General features: G+C 35.2%; 21 protein-coding genes. 11 read left to right on the top strand and 10 right to left on the bottom strand.

All coding sequences use genetic code 11. The features are described from left to right. Positions 1-20: 20 nt before the first annotated feature. Complete coding sequence (locus tag ACHRV5_RS08145) at positions 21-446, top strand: hypothetical protein (protein WP_047776847.1); 426 nt, start codon at positions 21-23, stop codon at positions 444-446. Between the two features lie 84 nt (positions 447-530). Beyond that, positions 531-1,022: a septal ring lytic transglycosylase RlpA family protein gene (locus tag ACHRV5_RS08140; protein ID WP_047776674.1), complete on the top strand. Its 492-nt coding sequence runs from the start codon at positions 531-533 to the stop codon at positions 1,020-1,022. A gap of 197 nt (positions 1,023-1,219) precedes the next feature. On the opposite strand, the gene ACHRV5_RS08135 is transcribed toward ACHRV5_RS08140, so the two are convergent. After that, on the bottom strand, positions 1,220-1,675 hold the full coding sequence (locus ACHRV5_RS08135; RefSeq protein ID WP_047776673.1) for a DinB family protein: 456 nt from the start codon (positions 1,673-1,675) through the stop codon (positions 1,220-1,222). 78 nt (positions 1,676-1,753) lie between these two features. Here ACHRV5_RS08135 and ACHRV5_RS08130 point away from each other — a divergent pair, with 78 nt between their 5' ends. The 4 genes from ACHRV5_RS08130 to nadD all read left to right on the top strand — a co-directional run bounded on the left by ACHRV5_RS08130 (position 1,754) and on the right by nadD (position 4,541). Next, on the top strand, positions 1,754-2,104 hold the full coding sequence (locus tag ACHRV5_RS08130) for an arsenate reductase family protein (protein WP_047776671.1): 351 nt from the start codon (positions 1,754-1,756) through the stop codon (positions 2,102-2,104). A 217-nt stretch (positions 2,105-2,321) separates the two neighbouring features. Continuing rightward, positions 2,322-3,182 (top strand): YicC/YloC family endoribonuclease, encoded by an 861-nt coding sequence (locus ACHRV5_RS08125; RefSeq protein ID WP_047776670.1) that lies wholly within the window; start codon positions 2,322-2,324, stop codon positions 3,180-3,182. 97 nt (positions 3,183-3,279) lie between these two features. After that, positions 3,280-3,852 (top strand): guanylate kinase, encoded by a 573-nt coding sequence (gmk, locus tag ACHRV5_RS08120; protein WP_047776669.1) that lies wholly within the window; start codon positions 3,280-3,282, stop codon positions 3,850-3,852. A 107-nt stretch (positions 3,853-3,959) separates the two neighbouring features. Further along, positions 3,960-4,541, top strand: coding sequence for a nicotinate (nicotinamide) nucleotide adenylyltransferase (nadD, locus tag ACHRV5_RS08115; protein ID WP_047776667.1), 582 nt, complete (start codon positions 3,960-3,962; stop codon positions 4,539-4,541). A gap of 52 nt (positions 4,542-4,593) precedes the next feature. Here nadD and ACHRV5_RS08110 read toward each other — a convergent pair whose 3' ends face one another. From ACHRV5_RS08110 to ACHRV5_RS08085, 6 genes are all read right to left on the bottom strand, one after another. Then, positions 4,594-6,060, bottom strand: coding sequence for a nicotinate phosphoribosyltransferase (locus ACHRV5_RS08110; RefSeq protein ID WP_395426401.1), 1,467 nt, complete (start codon positions 6,058-6,060; stop codon positions 4,594-4,596). A 65-nt stretch (positions 6,061-6,125) separates the two neighbouring features. Continuing rightward, positions 6,126-6,668 carry an RNA 2'-phosphotransferase gene (locus ACHRV5_RS08105; RefSeq protein ID WP_395426400.1) on the bottom strand — a complete coding sequence of 181 codons (543 nt, stop codon included), beginning with the start codon at positions 6,666-6,668 and terminating at the stop codon, positions 6,126-6,128. A 5-nt stretch (positions 6,669-6,673) separates the two neighbouring features. Then, positions 6,674-7,216 (bottom strand): NADAR family protein, encoded by a 543-nt coding sequence (locus tag ACHRV5_RS08100; RefSeq protein WP_395426399.1) that lies wholly within the window; start codon positions 7,214-7,216, stop codon positions 6,674-6,676. Beyond that, positions 7,213-8,046: a ribose-phosphate diphosphokinase gene (gene prs, locus ACHRV5_RS08095; RefSeq protein ID WP_395426398.1), complete on the bottom strand. Its 834-nt coding sequence runs from the start codon at positions 8,044-8,046 to the stop codon at positions 7,213-7,215. The genes ACHRV5_RS08100 and prs overlap by 4 nt, the downstream gene beginning before the upstream one ends. Positions 8,047-8,119: 73 nt before the next feature. Further along, positions 8,120-8,812, bottom strand: coding sequence for an NUDIX hydrolase (locus ACHRV5_RS08090; RefSeq protein WP_395426397.1), 693 nt, complete (start codon positions 8,810-8,812; stop codon positions 8,120-8,122). Positions 8,813-9,034: 222 nt separating this feature from the next. Continuing rightward, positions 9,035-9,931 (bottom strand): LysR family transcriptional regulator, encoded by an 897-nt coding sequence (locus tag ACHRV5_RS08085; RefSeq protein ID WP_230003797.1) that lies wholly within the window; start codon positions 9,929-9,931, stop codon positions 9,035-9,037. A gap of 86 nt (positions 9,932-10,017) precedes the next feature. Between ACHRV5_RS08085 and ACHRV5_RS08080 the strand changes: the two genes are divergently transcribed. The 3 genes from ACHRV5_RS08080 (at position 10,018) to ACHRV5_RS08070 (ending at position 13,617) form a co-directional block, all read left to right on the top strand. Then, the gene (locus ACHRV5_RS08080) at positions 10,018-10,788 is read left to right on the top strand and encodes a type 1 glutamine amidotransferase domain-containing protein (protein ID WP_082210626.1); all 771 of its coding nucleotides are present in this window, start codon (positions 10,018-10,020) and stop codon (positions 10,786-10,788) included. A 316-nt stretch (positions 10,789-11,104) separates the two neighbouring features. Further along, positions 11,105-12,262: an iron-containing alcohol dehydrogenase gene (locus tag ACHRV5_RS08075; protein ID WP_230003799.1), complete on the top strand. Its 1,158-nt coding sequence runs from the start codon at positions 11,105-11,107 to the stop codon at positions 12,260-12,262. A 359-nt stretch (positions 12,263-12,621) separates the two neighbouring features. After that, a complete protein-coding gene (locus ACHRV5_RS08070; RefSeq protein WP_047776644.1) occupies positions 12,622-13,617 on the top strand; it encodes an NAD(P)H-dependent glycerol-3-phosphate dehydrogenase in 996 nt (331 codons plus the stop codon). A gap of 142 nt (positions 13,618-13,759) precedes the next feature. Here the strand turns inward: ACHRV5_RS08070 and ACHRV5_RS08065 are convergent, their stop codons facing one another. From ACHRV5_RS08065 to ACHRV5_RS08055, 3 genes are all read right to left on the bottom strand, one after another. Further along, positions 13,760-14,167, bottom strand: a complete 408-nt coding sequence (locus ACHRV5_RS08065; RefSeq protein WP_047776642.1) for a hypothetical protein — start codon at positions 14,165-14,167, stop codon at positions 13,760-13,762. A gap of 122 nt (positions 14,168-14,289) precedes the next feature. Continuing rightward, positions 14,290-15,309, bottom strand: coding sequence for a phenylalanine--tRNA ligase subunit alpha (gene pheS, locus ACHRV5_RS08060; RefSeq protein ID WP_047776842.1), 1,020 nt, complete (start codon positions 15,307-15,309; stop codon positions 14,290-14,292). A gap of 110 nt (positions 15,310-15,419) precedes the next feature. Continuing rightward, complete coding sequence (locus ACHRV5_RS08055) at positions 15,420-15,776, bottom strand: hypothetical protein (protein WP_047776641.1); 357 nt, start codon at positions 15,774-15,776, stop codon at positions 15,420-15,422. A gap of 371 nt (positions 15,777-16,147) precedes the next feature. On the opposite strand from ACHRV5_RS08055, the gene ACHRV5_RS08050 reads away from it, so the two are divergent. Both ACHRV5_RS08050 and ACHRV5_RS08045 read left to right on the top strand, forming a co-directional pair. Next, entirely contained in the window at positions 16,148-16,699 is a 552-nt protein-coding gene (locus ACHRV5_RS08050; RefSeq protein ID WP_395426396.1) for a CvpA family protein, read from the top strand. 93 nt (positions 16,700-16,792) lie between these two features. Next, a complete protein-coding gene (locus ACHRV5_RS08045; RefSeq protein WP_395426395.1) occupies positions 16,793-17,893 on the top strand; it encodes a helix-turn-helix domain-containing protein in 1,101 nt (366 codons plus the stop codon). Positions 17,894-17,969 lie beyond the last annotated feature (76 nt).

Here is a 17,969-nt window from a genome sequence, read left to right as displayed (position 1 = left end):
TTTCAACAAAAAAACATTTTATGTACCATTTTATACAAAAACTCCACTCTGGCTGGGCTTATCTGGCATTGTTGGTTTTATTGATTGCCGTTGTAAATGCTATTATTGGCCTTACTTCAAAAAAAGAGTTTACAGCAAAAGACCGCAAAATTGCTTTATTTGCTTTAATCGGAGCGCACACACAACTTTTAATCGGTCTAATTCTTTATTTTGTATCTCCTTTAGGAAAAGCTGCTTTTGGACAAATGTCTAATGCCGAACTTAGATTAACTTCATTAGAACACCCGCTAATCAACATTATTGCTATTGCTTTAATAACTATTGGTTGGTCAAAACATAAAAAACTTATCAATAGCACATCAAAATTTAAAACATTTGCTATTTTTTACGGATTAGGATTATTACTAATCTTTAGCAGAATACCATGGAACCTTTGGTTTCAATAAAAAAAATTAAGTCCTAAAAAATAGGACTTTTTTTATCTCGGCATATTATTTGTACAAACTCCCCAAGTCTGAAAAAAATAAACTATGAGAATTAAAAAAAACATTTTAATCCCTTCACTTACATTACTTTTTTTAAGTTGTTTTACTTATGTCATAAGTCAAACGAAACCCACTACAGAACCTAAAATCATTCAGGATACTGTAAAAAATGTTAAACCGAATATAATTGCAATCCCAACAGATTCTGTTTTTACTGACAAAGGTTTAAAATTAAAGCCGTACAAGAAAAATGCACATGCCTCCTACTATGCCGACCGTTTTAACGGAAAAAAGACAGCCAATGGAAGCCGATTCAGTAACAGTGCCTATACTGCAGCGCATAAAAAACTTCCCTTCGGAACAAGAATAAAAGTTACAAATGAAGCCAACGGAAAATTTGTAATTGTAAAGGTTACGGATCGCGGTCCATTTGTTAGAACCAGAGAACTCGATTTATCGAAAAGAGCCTTTATGGAAATTACCAAAAGCAAAGGTGCCGGTGCCATGAAAGTCACAATCGAAACTATAATAGAATAAAAAATAGCCGTCTCACAACAGAGACGGCTATTTTCTTTTACGAATACTGCAGAAGCACTAAATAACAAGGTTTAAACCATATAAGTTATATAAGAAAAAATAAGTTTAGCTTAACATGAACCTACATCACTTAAATGGTTTATAAAAAGCTTTATGTTTCACAAAGAAAACCTGTTTACCAACTGCAAACTTATTCCTTAAACCAACTTCCTGATGCTCATTATCACACCCGTGTGAATTCCTTCATGAAAGTTATTGAAACTAAACGCATCCTCTATATTATGAAGCGTAAATCCGATACTTGTTGTATATTCCTGATATCCTTTGAAAAGCTGATTCTCAAAATCTAAAATAGCCTGATCAAAAGTTTCCTGAAGCAATTTTCGCACCTCATCAACTTCAGCTTGTGAAACATCACCTTCGGGTTTAGTGTCTTTTCTGTATTTGGCAATAAATTCATCCGAAACCTTCATTGGTAAACCTGACAATTTATACAATAAAACCTGCTGTGTTGCGACACAATGCGCCATATTCCAAATCAAATTATTACTAAAACCGTCCGGAATTTTATTCAACTGTTCTAACGAATGACCGTCCAAAACCTTTAAAAGAACGTTTCTTATCGTTCTGTGCACTTCAAAAACTGAATTCATAATTGTAATTTTTTTATAAAATTAGGCATTTTTATATTTCAAATGAATTTTCTTTGTACTCAATTAAAATTAGAAATCATGAACAAAATATATTACCTGGCTTCTTGCGATACTTGCAGAAAAATCATCAAAAACTTACCTAAAGACAACAATTTGGTTTTTCACGACATCAAGCAAAATCCGATAACCGAAGCCGAACTAGAAGAAATGTATCAGCTTTCGGGGAGTTACGAAGCTTTGTTCAGTAAAAAAGCACAGCTGTACAAATCGATGGATTTGAAAAACAAAGCATTGACCGAAGCCGATTTTAAAAAATACATCCTCGAGCATTATACTTTCATAAGCCGCCCGGTTTTTATTATAGATGGTAAAATTTATGTCGGCAACACGCAGCAAAATATCTTGCAGGTGATGAAAGCTTTGGAATAAAAGCACGTCAAAAACAACCTTCACAAAACTTACCCACGAATTTCACAAATAAAACCCGCCCGGAATTTGTGAAATTCGATCTTTTCTAACATTGAATCGTTCACATTCGTGAAATTCGTGGTAAAAAATTGTAAAATCTGTTGTAGGCAACAGATTAACGATTTGCAACTCAAGACTGCAAACTTTTAATTATCTTTGCGCCTTTACACTCAATTATATGATACAATCTATGACAGGGTTTGGCAAAGCTTCTTTGCAATTGCCTACAAAAAAAATTACCGTCGAAGTAAAATCCTTAAACAGTAAAGGTTTAGATTTAAACGTAAGAATGCCCTCGCTTTACCGCGAAATGGAGTTAGGCTTACGAACTTTTATTTCTACTAAACTTGAAAGAGGAAAAATTGATTTCGCAATTTACATCGAAAGTACTGCGGAACAAACTTCGACTAAAGTAAATGTTCCTGTTGTTAGAAACTATATCGCCCAACTACAAGAAGTTTACCCTGATGCTGATGAAACGGAATTAATGAAAATGGCTATTCGTATGCCGGACACTTTAAAAACGGAGCGTGAGGAAATTGACGAAAATGATTGGGAGCAGATTCAGGTGATCATTGAAGATGCACTTCAGAACATCTTAAATTTCAGAAGAGACGAGGGTGAATCTCTTGAAAAAGAATTCAATCTTAGAATCGGAAACATTCGTCAATACATGAATGATGCATTGGCTCTTGATCCGGAACGTGTTCAGGCAATAAAAGACCGTTTACAAACCGCTATTTCCGAATTGAAAGTAAATGTAGATGAAAACCGTTTTGAACAAGAATTAATCTATTATTTAGAGAAATTAGACATCACGGAAGAGAAAGTACGTTTAACGAATCATTTAGACTACTTTTTAGAGACGATAAAAGGCACAGAAGCCAATGGTAGAAAATTAGGCTTTATTACACAGGAAATGGGCCGTGAAATCAATACTATGGGATCTAAGTCCAATCACGCTCAAATGCAAAAACTGGTCGTGATGATGAAAGACGAACTGGAGAAGATTAAAGAACAGGTTTTGAATGTTTTGTAAAAGCCCTGTGCTTTATGCCTTAAGCTTTAAGCCATAGGCAAATAATGACATCAATAAAAAGCTTAAAGCGTACTGCCTAAAGCCTAAAGCATATATAATGAATAAAGGAAAGTTAATTGTTTTCTCGGCACCTTCAGGATCAGGAAAAACAACTATAGTTAGACATTTACTTGGGAAGGAAGATTTAAATTTAGAATTCTCCATCTCAGCAGCTTCACGCGACCCGCGTGGAGAAGAAATTAACGGAAAAGATTATTATTTTATTTCGTTAGAAGAATTCAAAAAACACATTAAAGCCGAAGATTTCCTGGAATGGGAAGAAGTATACCGTGATAATTTTTACGGTACTTTGAAATCTGAAATCGAACGTATTTGGGCTTTGGGTAAAAATGTTATTTTCGACATCGATGTTGCAGGCGGATTGCGTATCAAACATAAATTCCCGGAGCAAACACTGGCTGTTTTTGTAAAACCTCCAAGCGTTGACGAATTAAAACGCCGCTTAAAACAACGTTCTACCGAAAGCGATGACAAAATCAACATGCGAATCGCTAAAGCATCTGTAGAACTGGCTACTGCTCCACAATTTGATGTGATTATCAAAAACTATGATTTACCAGTAGCTTTAGAAGAAGCGCATCAATTGGTTAAAGATTTTGTAAACAAATAATTATTACACAAAGATTCACAAAGCAAAAAAGAGCTTCACAAAAAATTTATAAATTGCTTTGTGAATCTTTGTGAAAATTTTGCGAATCTCTGTGAAACAAACTATTTATGAAAATAGGCCTTTATTTCGGAACTTATAACCCTATTCATGTTGGTCATCTGATCATTGCCAATCACATGGCGGAGTTTGCTGATTTAGATCAGATTTGGATGGTGGTGACTCCTCACAATCCGTTAAAAAAGAAATCGACATTACTGGACGATCAGCAGCGTTTAGAAATGGTTTATCTGGCTACCGAAGATTTTCCGAAAATAAAACCTTCTGATATTGAGTTTAAACTCCCTCAGCCTAGTTATACGGTTAATACCTTGGTGCATTTACATGAAAAGTATCCCAACCATGAATTTTCTTTGATTATGGGTGAGGACAACTTAAAAACACTTCATAAATGGAAAAACTATGAAGTACTACTGGCCAATTATGACATTTATGTTTATCCGCGCATATCTGCTGAAGAGGAAAATATAGAACTAAAATCACATCCGAAAATCCATATTATAGATGCGCCGATTGTGGAAATTTCGTCCACTTTTATTCGCAACAACATTAAAGAAGGCAAAAACATTCAACCGCTTTTACCTCCTAAAGTTTGGGAATATATTGATCATAATAATTTTTACAAGAAGTAAAGCTATACAAAATAAAAAAGCCTAAATGCATTTCACATTTAGGCTTCTCTTTTTATACTATTTCAAGCTCTTTTTTGACATTATTCCTGATTTCGGCAAGTGATTGATCTATTAACAGTTTTCCATCTCTAAAAACTTCTTTTAGCTCTCCTTTTCGTTCTTCTTCCCAGGAAACATTATCGGTTAGCTGATACACACCGTCTACTAAATCAATTTTCATTAATCCTTTGGCCGATTTTTTGGTTCCGTCATCCGTAATTGGATCTTTGAAGATGGCTCTTCCTTCTCCGTTTACTTCTCCGTAAGTCGCCTTCATTGCAAAACCAAAAGTATCTCTTGTATTGTATTGGTACGTAAAAGAACCGATTCCGAGAACAATATTGGTAGACGCAAATCCTTTTACTTTTAATCGCTCACAGATTTGAGTTGCTCTGGCTACGGTAATACTGTCTCCGTAGATTGCACCAATTTGCGGTACCAATTCTTTAAAGCCTTTATCGTTTGTACTGCCGCCGAACACCTCCCAAAGCAATTCTATAACTCCTTTCTTTTCTTGTACTGTTTTTCCATTTGGATTTCCACAGATAATATCTACCGGATCACCACTGTCTGGACGAATCACCACTTTGCCTTCTCTCGAAACTATTTCCTCTTTTAATCGAGGTAAATAATCTGTTAGTACTTTCCATAAATCCCAAGTATCAGAAACGATTGAAACAATCCCTTTTGGATAGACTTCAGAAATTAGTCTTTTGAAAGTTTCATACTCCCCCTCTGTAGTTCCCATGCACATTACCGAATGTTCTGTCGCAGCAACCGAACCGGCAATTAACTCCTTATCTGAATCAGCATTGTAGTACTCTTCCATAAAATCAATAGCGGGAATCGTATCAGAACCCGTAAAACTCAACAAATGTCCTGCAGAAGATGTTAAAGAAGCTTCAACACCTCCCATTCCACGCATAGAGAAATCATGTGCCTGCCAATCTACAAATTCGGGAACTGATGAAGTTTCCTGAGCATATTTGTCTAAAACTTTTCGGTACTCTTTAGCAATTGTTGCCGAATTACATGGTAACCAAACTACAGCTGAAAGCAAGGTTTCAAAATAATTGGTCAACCAGAAAAACTCCGGAAGCGTGTTGTACATCGTGAACATTGGTACACGAATTGGCACACTTGCTCCTTCCGGCAACGCTTTAAAGACCATCGGAATATATCCTAAATCGTGTAAATCTTCGATATGTTTAGTTCCAACTAAATTTTCGCCTAAGTAATTATTGATTCTTCTGGCATATTTTCTAACGACTTCTTCTTTGGGTTGTTTGAAAAAATGCAATTCGAAGTCCTGAATAATATATTTTTTAATGAAATATTGCAATCCGAAAAACACAACTTCTTCAATACCTTCAATTCTTGATTTTCTTGGCGTCCAGTTAGAATACACGACTGTTGTTCCATCGGGATATTGTCTTCTGTGGTCTACTTTGTAACCATCAGTTAGTAATAATGGGTTCATGGTTTATTATTTTAATTTATAACTTTAATTTTTTTCGTTTGAGTCTAACCCTTTAACTAGATCTCTTAAAACTCAATATATCTTGCAGGAACTTCATCCGCTAACCAAACACCGTTTTCCGAAAGATAAAATTTGAATCCCTCTAATTGCATTCTTTCGGCATCTACAGTTAAAATGACAGGCTTTCCTCTTCTTCCTCCAACTTTAATTGCCGTCTCTTTGTCTTTGCTGAGATGTACGTGCTGACGACTCATTTTCTGTAAACCAGTTTCTTTAATGCTATCGATACTGGCTACTATAGTTCCGTGAAATAAAAAGCCCTCTGGTACAACCTCATTCAAATTCAACTCAACGTTTATAGAATGTCCTTGGCTGGCTCTTATTTTTGTTTTGTCTTCATTGAAAATAAACCGTTTTTTATCATTGGTTGCTACCACAACCTGAAGCAAATCAAAATCCAGTGGCACTTTATGTTTATTAGACTGAGGAATCAATTCATCAACATTTACCCAGCCATTTTCATCTAATTCTAAATCAATCGTTTCCGGTGAATGTCGGAGAACAAAACTTAGAAACTTGCTTGTTCCTTTTATAATTTTTTCATCCATGATTTCTATGAAATTTTCAATTCATCTCTAACTTCCATCAAAGCAAAACCTAAAAGATTTAAACCTTTCCACTTCTCAGGATTATTAACTTCCTTATGATCTGCTGCCATTCCGATTCCCCAAATGGGATCAACGGGACTTGCTTCTACCAAAATTCTGTCTTTGGTGTTGCTTAAAAATTCTTTCAACTCTTTATTCTGACTGAACTTATAAAAATTCCCCAGTCGAACAATTTCATATCTGTTTTCTAACCAAACGGTATCCACATAATTTTTAACTTCTCTACCTAATTTCTTTGCTTCAGCCGGAGAATTAGCACGAATTATTTTTTCTAAAATGGCAGTATCATTAAACAATTCTGCTTTTTTGGCCATCATCCAATGCTCCGCTGTTTTATAAATTATTTTATTAACTTCAAAAGAACTTAGCCACCATTGACTGAAGCAGGTTTTAGAAATACTTCCATCTTTATTCGGCTGATGTCCCCAGAAAAAGAGGTATTTATTCTCTGTTTTTTCTGTTATCAATTGATCTATAGTATATTTCATATCAATTCTTTTAAATCTACAACCTCAACTCTTTTATCCTCAAAATCTTTGAAAGAATTGGTTGTGAATATTTTTTCGAAGCAATCTAAAACTTCAAAACCTTTATTAAAAATCCCGTGGCTGACTGCTAAGTATAACTTTCCGGCGTTTTTGTTTTTTAATTCTTCGGCAAGGCCCACAAATGTTCCGCCACCGTCACAAATATCATCTACAATTAAACAATCTTTTCCTTGTAAATCGTCTTCATACACTTTAAAACCAGACAATCTTCCTGTTTTCACATCACGGCTTTTGCTGCATTCTACTACGTCAACGCCACCCAAAAATTCAGAAACTTTATAGATTTTCTTTAAAGCTCCTCCGTCCGGAGAAATGAGTTTTACGTCATTACCAATACTTTTAATAACGGTTTGAATAAAGGTATGATTCGGAATCACTTCACAGTTGTTCACCAATGCCGGAGTAACTTCAGAATGCGCGTCGAACACAAAAACTTTCTCTAATTGCATTGCATTAATAATATCAGCATACACTTTTACAGACAGTGGCTCGCCTTTGATCATCACTCTGTCTTGTCTCGCAGCAGGAAAATACGGAATGAAGAGGTTTATGATTTTCACATCCATTCGTCTTAAAGCGTCTACGGTAAGACACAATAATCCTAAATCATTGAATGAATTTAAACGATGTGTGATGGTGATTTCTTCTTTAACATCAAAATCAGGATTAATCTTGATGTGTGGTTCTCCTCCTGAAAAGGTAAAACTTTTAAATTCTATTTCTTTTTGACCAATAAACGGTCTGAAATTTGGGTCTAGGTTAAGTATCATAATTTCTTAGTTTGCGTTAATTATACGCAAATATACATTTAATATTTTATTGAACAATTATTTTGTGTAAAAATTACGCAAACTTAATTTCAAAGTGAAACCCTTCTTTCACTAAAGCATTGTATTTATGAGCATTAAACCTAAATAATTTTGCAGGTCTTCCTGTTTTAACTGGCGAAAAATTAGCGGTTTCTTCTATAATTCCGTAGCTCAGGATTTTTTTTCTAAAATTTCTACGGTCAATTTCCTTCTCTAAAATCGTACAATACAGATTTTCGAGTTCTGAAAACAGAAACTCATTGGGTAGTAAATCAAATCCAATTGGTTCGTAGGTGAGTTTTGCTTTTACTCTTTCTATTGCTTTTTTCAGAATCAGATTGTGGTCAAAAGCCAATGCAGGAACTTCCTCTACCTTACACCATTGTACTTTTTCGGCATCGGAATCGGCTTTGATTATTAACTTGGAAGGATCCACCAAAGCAAAATAAGCAACAGAAATCACCCGGTTTCTGGGATCCCGAAGAACGTCATCTCCAAATGTAAATAACTGCTCTAAATAATTTACAGCAACATTGGTCTCTTCTTTCAATTCTCTTTTAACCGCAGCTTGCAGAGATTCTTCATTTTGCACTAATCCTCCCGGAAAAGCCCAATACGACTCACTGGATCCAAACTTTTGCTCGATTAAAAGCACATACAATTGATTGTTTTGATAGCCAAAAACAATTGCGTCTACTGCAACCCGGATATTTTGATTTGCTGACATAATGCGTATAATTTACACAAATATAGATACAAATTATTTTAGGTAATCGACGAGAGATTAAAAAAAAGTAGTTTCCCGCAAAGCCCAGACCCACACTTGCCCCTTTGTCAGGCTGAGCGAAGTCGAAGCCCTTTATAACTTAAACAGCCTTCGACTTCGCTCAGGGTGACACTTCGACTTCGCTCAGCCTGACAGTTGTATAAATGAGAAATTTAAACATCATTATCGCAAAACTGCCTTCAATTCTGCAGAGACAATCTCAAAGAGCGAATTTAAATTATTATTTTTAGCAGTTAACAGAAATACATCCACTTCAGGCAATCGATCACTTTCCCACAACAACTGTAACTTCTGATCCTGAATAAATTGTTTGGCATTACAACTCCACGTAATAGCAACACCGGAGTTTCTTGAAAGTGTTTCCAACATTTGATACTCTGACGGAATAATATAATTGGGAACCATTGACGGCCTTTTTTTATTGAAAGCATGCAACCAGAATATTTTTATATGCGGAATCCTTGCTTCGTGACTGTACCATTTCTGTTCATTTAGCCAATGCTCTATTTCTGTGAAATTTTGAGATTGCACTTTTTGATTAAACTCCTGGATTTCTTCATTTATAGAAGTCACCATGACCAATTTTATCTGACCTACAATTTCCTGAACCGTATCAAACGTATCATAACGTTTGGTCACAATCGCAAAATCAAGCTTTTTAGCATCTACAAGAGCAAAAAGAGAATCATTATCGGCAAAAGTAAAATCAATAAAATCAAACTTAGAAATCAAAATGCTCCCTAAACTGCTGTACAAATTTTTCGAAATACCTACGGACACTAATCTTTTAGAATCCTGTGCTTTAGCTCTAAAACCGCTTTCCACATTTTCTAAACGATCGAGCGCATCAATAATTAAATTATTAAGTAACTTAGCGTATTCGGTCGGCTCTACTCCTTTTGATTTTCTGTTGAATAATTTATTACCCACATGCGCTTCCAACATTGACATCTGCTGACTTACGGCGGGCTGACTCATAAACAACTCTCTTGCCGCAACGGAAAAACTACCGTTTTTATAGACCGATTTAAAAGTTCTGTACCATTCGAGATTGACCATGATATAAATATATTTATAACAAACATAGTTTATTTTATTTTTACTGATATCACTAAAGCACTAAATTTGTTTAAAAATCAGACATTATGAAAAAAATAGTTTTACTCGCGATTATAGCAATCACGGCTGGCAGTCTTTCTGTTACAGCTCAAAAATCAAATAAAAAAGGAACAAAAAAAGTGCTGTTTGTTGTGACCAGCAACGATAAACTAGGAAACACCGGAGAAAAAACCGGATTCTGGTCAGAAGAGTTTGCCGCACCTTATTATGAATTACTGGACAAGGGCATTGAAATTACAATTGCTTCTCCTCTTGGAGGCCAACCCCCAATTGATCCGAAAAGTGCAGATCCGGCTTCGGCAACAGAAGACACTAAGAGATTTGACGCTGACAAGGTTTTACAAGAAAAATTAAAAAAGACACATAAGCTTTCCACAATAAATCAGGCAGATTACGATGCTGTATTTTATCCGGGAGGTCATGGTCCACTGTGGGATTTGGTGGAGGACAAAAGTTCTATTGCTTTAATCGAGTCTTTTTATACGCATAAAAAACCAGTCGCATTTGTTTGTCATGCTCCGGCCGTTTTGAAAAACGTAAAAGTAAAAGGGCAATATCTGGTAAAAGATAAAAAAGTAACGGGCTTTACCAATGAAGAAGAAGCTGCAGTTGGTCTGTCGAAAGTAGTTCCTTTTCTATTGGAAGATGCTTTAACACAAAACGGAGCAAAATTTTCGAAAGCAGGAAACTGGCAACCGTATGCAGTAGAAGACGGTCTTTTGATTACAGGTCAAAATCCTGCTTCGTCTAAATTGGTAGCCGGAAAATTATTAGAACAATTAAACGTTAAGAAGTAAGAGGAGGTGCTAAGGTTCTGAGTGGCTAAGTCTCTAAGATTTAGCCTTTTTTAAAACTTAGACACTTAATACCAAAATAACTAAACCCTGAGAAGTAAGAAGAGGTACTAAGGTTCTGAGTGGCTAAGTCTCTAAGATTTAGTCTTTTTAAAAACTTAGACTCTCGCCTCTCTAAATTAACGATCCGAAAATTATTAAAACAACACAGTACTGAAAAGCAAAAAAAGACACTAATAATCTGATTAGTTAAGATTTACATCAAAAAAACTTAGCAACTCAGCCACTCAGAACCTCAGTACCTTTAAAAAAAAACACTATGTTAAACTTTGAATTATACAATCCGACGAATTTGATCTTCGGAAAAGGACAAATAGAAAAACTTTCGACCTTAGTTCCAAAAGACGCTAAAATTCTTTTGGCTTACGGAGGGGGAAGTATCTTTAAAAACGGAATTCACGAACAGGTACTCCAGAATTTAAAAGGTTTTCAAATCGTAGAATTTGGCGGAATAGAACCCAATCCACATTTTGAAACTTTAATGAAAGCGGTAGACGTTATTAAAGCGGAGAAAATAGATTTCATACTTGCCGTTGGTGGCGGTTCTGTGATTGACGGGGTAAAATTTATTTCGGCTGCAGTGAACTTCGACGGAAATCCGATTGATATTTTGCAAAAACGCCTTTTAATAAAAGAAAACGCGGTACCATTTGGAACCGTTTTAACCTTACCGGCAACGGGAAGCGAAATGAATTCAGGAGCTGTAGTAACGATTCAATCCACACAGGAGAAACTGGCTTTTGGCGGAAGTGCTTTATTTCCAAAATTTTCTATTTGTGATCCGACTGTTATTGCTTCTTTACCAAAAAGACAATTGCAAAACGGTGTGGTAGATGCTTACACTCATGTTATGGAACAATACCTGACCTATCCACACGAAGGTTATCTACAAGACCGAATTGCAGAGGGAATTTTGCAGACTTTAATTGAAGTTGGTCCAAAAGTGGTAGAAAATCCAACCGATTATGCTTTGGCTTCCAACTTCATGTGGAGCTGTACCATGGCTTTAAACGGCTTGATTCAAAAGGGAGTTCCTTCTGATTGGGCTACGCATATGATTGGTCACGAATTAACCGCTTTGTATGGTATTGATCATGCCAGAACTTTAGCGATTATAGGTCCAAGTTTATACCATGTAATGTTTGACACCAAAAAAGAAAAACTGGCACAATACGGAAGACGTATTTTTAACTTAAGCGGTACTGATGACGAAGTCGCTAAAGAAGCGATTAATCATACGGTAGCGTTCTTTCATACCATGGGAATGGATACCAAACTGTCACAATACACCAACGATTATGATAAAACCGCTGATTTCATAGTAAACCGTTTTGATGAAAGAGGCTGGAAAGGTTTAGGTGAAAAACAATTGATCACGCTGGAGAAGGTTAAATCTATTGTGGAGATGAGTTATTAGTTTGCCGTTTTCAGTCGCAGTAATCAGCAAAATTGGATCGCAGTTTGAGACTGAGTCTGAGAACTGACACTAAATACTACAAACAAAAAAAGGCGTTCTTAAGTAATTTAGGAACGCCTTTTCAAAATACTAAAACAAAACTAACTAACTCAATTTGTGCTAAACTCATTAAAATTCTAATTTATAAATACTTACAACGTACGGATTACAATTTTATTGTCTGACTGTTAAAATATTTTTAGAATTATTCCAAACTACCTGAAAACCATTGTGCTTACAAGTGTCACTTTAAATTTCTTAAATCAGATTTTGTATTATTACTACTTTATTAAGTACTTTTGCTTTAAATTATTAAAATAATGAGCGAAAATTTAAAGTTTGCCGTAATTGGAGGAGGAAGTTGGGCTACAGCAATTGTGAAGATGCTTTGCGTGAATCTTTCTGAAATTTCGTGGTACATGCGTAATGATGCTGCTATAGAGCACATTCAAAAATACAAACACAATCCAAATTATTTAAGTTCGGTTGAATTTGACACCCAAAAACTTAAATTAACCAATAATATAAATGAAGCGGTTGCTTATGCAGATTATATAATTTTTGCAATTCCATCTGCTTTCTTGGATGCGGAACTTAAAAATCTTACCGTTTCTCTGGCTGATAAAATCATTTTTTCTGCTATTAAAGGTATTGTTCCGGAAACCAGTTTAATTGTTGGAGAACATTTCCACATTCAATACGACATTCCTTATTACAATATCGGTGTTATTACCGGTCCTTGTCATGCTGAAGAAGTAGCATTAGAAAGACTTTCGTACTTAACTATTGCCTGTGGAGACCCGGACAAAGCTAAAAACGTGGCTACATATCTTTCCGGAAACTATATCAAAGCCAAAATCTCAGACGACATTATCGGAACGGAATATGCTGCAATGCTTAAAAACATTTACGCTATTGCTGCCGGAATAGCACACGGTCTTGGTTACGGTGATAACTTTCAATCGGTTATGATGAGTAACGGAATCCGCGAAATGAAAAAATTCATTCGAAAAGTACACAAAATGAAACGTAACATCAATGACTCTGCCTATTTAGGAGATTTATTAGTTACAGGATACTCTGTTTTCTCGAGAAACAGAATGTTCGGAAATATGATCGGAAAAGGATACACGGTAAAAAGCGCTATGATGGAAATGAGCATGGTAGCTGAAGGTTATTACGCCACCAAAAGTGCTTATAAACTAAATCAGGGTTACGGTGCCAAAACACCTATTATAGACGCTGTTTACGCCGTATTATACGAAGGAAAAGATGCTAAGTCGGTTTTTAAGAAACTAACGGAATCTTTGGATTAAGTTTCAGTCGCAGTCGCATAAAAAAAAGAGTCAGAAATAAGCATTATTTCTGACTCTTTTTTTTATATTCTTCCCTGAAAATTGGGACTGGGACTGAAGACTGAAGACTGAGACCGAAGACTGAGACCGAAGACTAAAAACCCTACTTCACCATAACCCCTTCAACAAATAAAATCGGCACTTCTTCCGTATCGTTTTCATTGATCAGATTGGATTTGAAAATGAATTTCTTATCGTATAATGTATTTCCGATAAAGAAAGTCACCATGAATTCGTTGTTTAAAACCAAAAGGCTTTTTTCAATCATTTCGATTTTCACTACAGAAACAGCGGGAACCTCAACAAAAGCGTGGCGTAAAACGGAGGTCTTTTTCATTTCACCTTCGATAGTTCCAAATGCTTTGGAAACTACCATAACACTATCCAGATTAAAGTCACTGTCGTTTACCAAATAAGCGTACCAGACTTTTTCCATAAAATCATCGCTCCATTCCTGAACGGCAGCAAGAAATACGTTTTCTACTTCCGGGATTGTTATATCTTTTTTCATTTTTATTAAAAGCTTTAAAACCTTTGTCAAAGCGCAAAACTCTGACAAAGGTTTATTGTATTTTTAATTAAAAGTTTTAGAATTACAAAAATTAACCTGCATCTAAAACCTACAATTTTTAATTATATGTTTGATTTAAATTGCTCCAAGAAACGAACATCATTCTCATAGAACATACGAATATCGCCAATTTGATACAACAACATGGCAATACGCTCTACTCCCATTCCGAATGCAAAACCGTTGTATTCATCAGGATTGATGTCACAGTTTTTAAGAACATTAGGATCCACCATTCCACATCCTCCAATTTCCAACCAACCGGTTCCTTTGGTGATACGATAATCTGTTTCGGTTTTTAAACCCCAATAGATATCGATCTCGGCACTAGGTTCTGTAAAAGGGAAGTACGACGGACGCAAGCGAATTTTTGACTTTCCGAACATCTCTTTTGTGAAATACAATAAGGTTTGTTTCAGGTCTGCAAAAGAAACGTTTTTGTCAATATACAATCCTTCCACCTGGTGAAAAATACAGTGTGAACGTGATGAAATTGCTTCATTACGGAAAACACGCCCCGGAGAAATCGTACGGATTGGCGGTTTATGATTTTCCATATAACGCACCTGAACAGATGACGTATGGGTACGCAACAACACATCAGGATTAGTCTGAATGAAAAAGGTATCCTGCATATCACGCGCCGGATGGTATTCCGGCAGGTTTAAAGCCGTAAAGTTATGCCAGTCGTCTTCGATTTCCGGGCCTTCAGAAACGTTAAAACCTATATTCGCAAAAATATCAATAATCTGATTTTTAACAATCGAAATCGGGTGACGTGAACCAATAATCACCGGTTCTGCCGCACGCGTTAAATCGCCAAAAACACCTTTAGCTTCTTCTTTGCTTTCTAATGATTCCACAATTGCTTTTACTTTATCTTCAGCAGCTGTTTTTAATCCATTAATAACTTGTCCGAATTCTTTCTTTTGGTCGTTTGGCACGTTTTTAAATTCAGCAAAAAAGTCGTTTAAAACTCCCTTTTTTCCTAAGAATTTAATACGGAATGCTTCCAGCTCTGCAGCGTTTTCTGTCGAAAAGGCTTCTGCTTCGCCGATATACTCTTTTATCTTATCTATCATTTCCATTCTATAATTGAGGGAACAAATTTAGTCATTTTAGTTGAAAGTTAACAGTAACAATCACAGTTTTAAGAATACAATTAGCGGAAAACTGTGACTGCAGCTAAAAACTATTCAATAAGTTTTCTTTCTAAAAAGTAATTTACAATCGCTTCTTTCATTAAAACCGATTGTTCACCCGCCTTTAGTGACGGTAATTCTTCTTTCACGCGGTAATGAGGCCAGCCTTCATCGTCAAAAAATTCAAATTCATAGAAACCATAAGGCTCCAATAATCTGCAAATGGCAATATGCATTAAATTTAATTTTTCATCTTTCTTGAATTCACGGTGTACTTTTCCAAGTTCCTGAACTCCGATTAGATAAATAATGGAATCTAAATCCAAATCTTCGCCTTGCGAAAATTGATTTGAAAGTATATCGACGAGCTTCTCCCAACGCTCTTTTAATTGTGTATCTCTAGACATATATATTTATGATTTTAGATCTTAAACTTCAGATTTTTGCTAAACGTAAGATTTTTAAATCTAAACTCCACCATCTGAACTCTAAAACTAGAAATGCAAAGATAGGTAGATTGTAGACTTCAGATTGTAGAATTTTGATTTTAGATTGTAGAATTTTGATTGTAGATTTTTGATTGTAGATTTTAGATTGCAGATTTTAGATTTTAGATTTTAGACTGTAGATTTTTGATTGCTGATTTTTGATTGCTGATTTTTGATTTTTGATTATACAAATTCTACTCTTCACCTCTAACCTTTCACTTTAAAAAAAACCTTCACAATACCTGCATTATTCTTTTATATTTGCGCCTTCATTAATCACAAACACGAATATGAGTTTTTTAGATATTATTTTGGGAGCCCTTTTGGCTTTTAGTTTATACAAGGGCATTAAAAATGGACTTTTTGTAGAAATCGCTTCTTTCATTTCTTTATTGTTGGGAATTTATTTAGCTATGAAATTCTCTTCTTTAATGAGAGATATGATTGCCAAACATGTAAGCTGGAATCCCACTAATATTCAAGTTACCGCTTTTATTCTGACTTTCATTTTAGTAGTGGTAGGTGTCTATTTATTGGCCAAGTTCTTAACCGGAATTGCTGATTTTGCTCAACTGGGATTAGTCAATAAGTTGGGTGGTGGTTTTTTTAGAATTCTAAAAACCATTCTTATCGTAAGTATCGTTATCGCTCTTTTTGAAAAAGTAAACTTCAACAACACTTTTGCAAAAAAAGAAACTTTAGACCAATCTATTTTTTATAACCCGATTAAAAAAGTAGCGGCCTTTGTCTATCCATCAATTGAAAAATGGTACGAGACTTTTAAAGAAAATCACAAAAAAGACAATCAGGAAAAGCCTTCAACCGAATCTGAAAAAGAATAATTCTCAGAAGCACTTCTACCTCAGATATCTGACAGAAATAAATTATCTTGCCTACTATTTCCAACATGGAATCTAACTAAAATTTATTAGAATATGTTGTATTTGGCAGGCATCATAATTACTGCTTTTTTGGTTTTTATTCTGATTAGCAAAAAAAACAAAAGCAATCCGGACAAGATTCTGGCGCTTTGGTTGTTTTTTACCGGTTTTCATTTGTCTTTATTTTATCTGCATTTTAATGACCATTACATCAAATTCCCTTTTTTATTAGGGCTTGAACTTCCTATGCCTTTGGTTCAGGGTCCCTTTTTATATTTGTATACTACGGCTTTGACCAATCCAAATCAGAAAAGAAAATATGCTTTTTTACATTTTATACCGTTTCTGATTGCGTTTCTGGTTCTGACTCCTTTTTTCAATTTACCGTTTGAAAAAAAGATCGATATTTTTAGAAATGGAGGAAAAGGTTATGAAGATTTGATCACGATTTTATACGCTTCAATCTTACTTTCGGGAATTACTTATGCCTTGTTTTGCCTAAAGGAACTTTCAAAACACCGAAAAAACATCACCAATCAATTCTCCTTTATTGAAAAAATCAATTTGGCCTGGCTGCGTTATCTCATTTTAGGTTCCAGTTTTATTTGGCTCGTTGTCATTTTCTCTAACGATCGGTACATTTTTTCCGTCGTTGTCTTTTATCTTTTTTTCATTGGTTATTTTGGAATCAAACAAGTTGGAATTTTCACCAATCAGCCTTTAGCAGTAAACAACCCTACAGAAAACGTTACTGTTGAAAATGAGACAACGGAAAATCAACTGGAAAAAATTAAATACGAAAAATCAGGTTTAAGTGTTACTGAACTTCAATCCATCCATCAGAAGCTAACAACCATTATGCGAGAGGAAAAACAGTATAAAAATCCTGATTTAACTTTAACCGAATTGTCCCAAACGCTAAATGTACACCCCAACATTCTTTCGCAAGTCATCAATTCTGTTGAGCAAAAAAATTTCTACGATTATATCAACAGTCAGCGCGTTGAAGAATTCAAACAGCTGATTCAATTACCCGAAAATCAAAAATACACTTTCCTGTCTTTGGCTTTCGAATGCGGGTTTAATTCTAAAACGGCATTCAATCGCAATTTCAAAAAAGCAACCGGACTTTCTCCTTCAGCCTATTTAAAATAAAATAGAACCACCTTACAAGTTGGGGCGACCCGCAGCGTCATACGGCACATCTTTGCAGAAATTTAAAAAATTATGC

It is taken from the genome of Flavobacterium sp. FlaQc-52 (genome assembly GCF_044007495.1).
Lineage (GTDB): Bacteria > Bacteroidota > Bacteroidia > Flavobacteriales > Flavobacteriaceae > Flavobacterium > Flavobacterium cupriresistens.
This window is presented reverse-complemented; position numbering and strand designations above follow the sequence as displayed.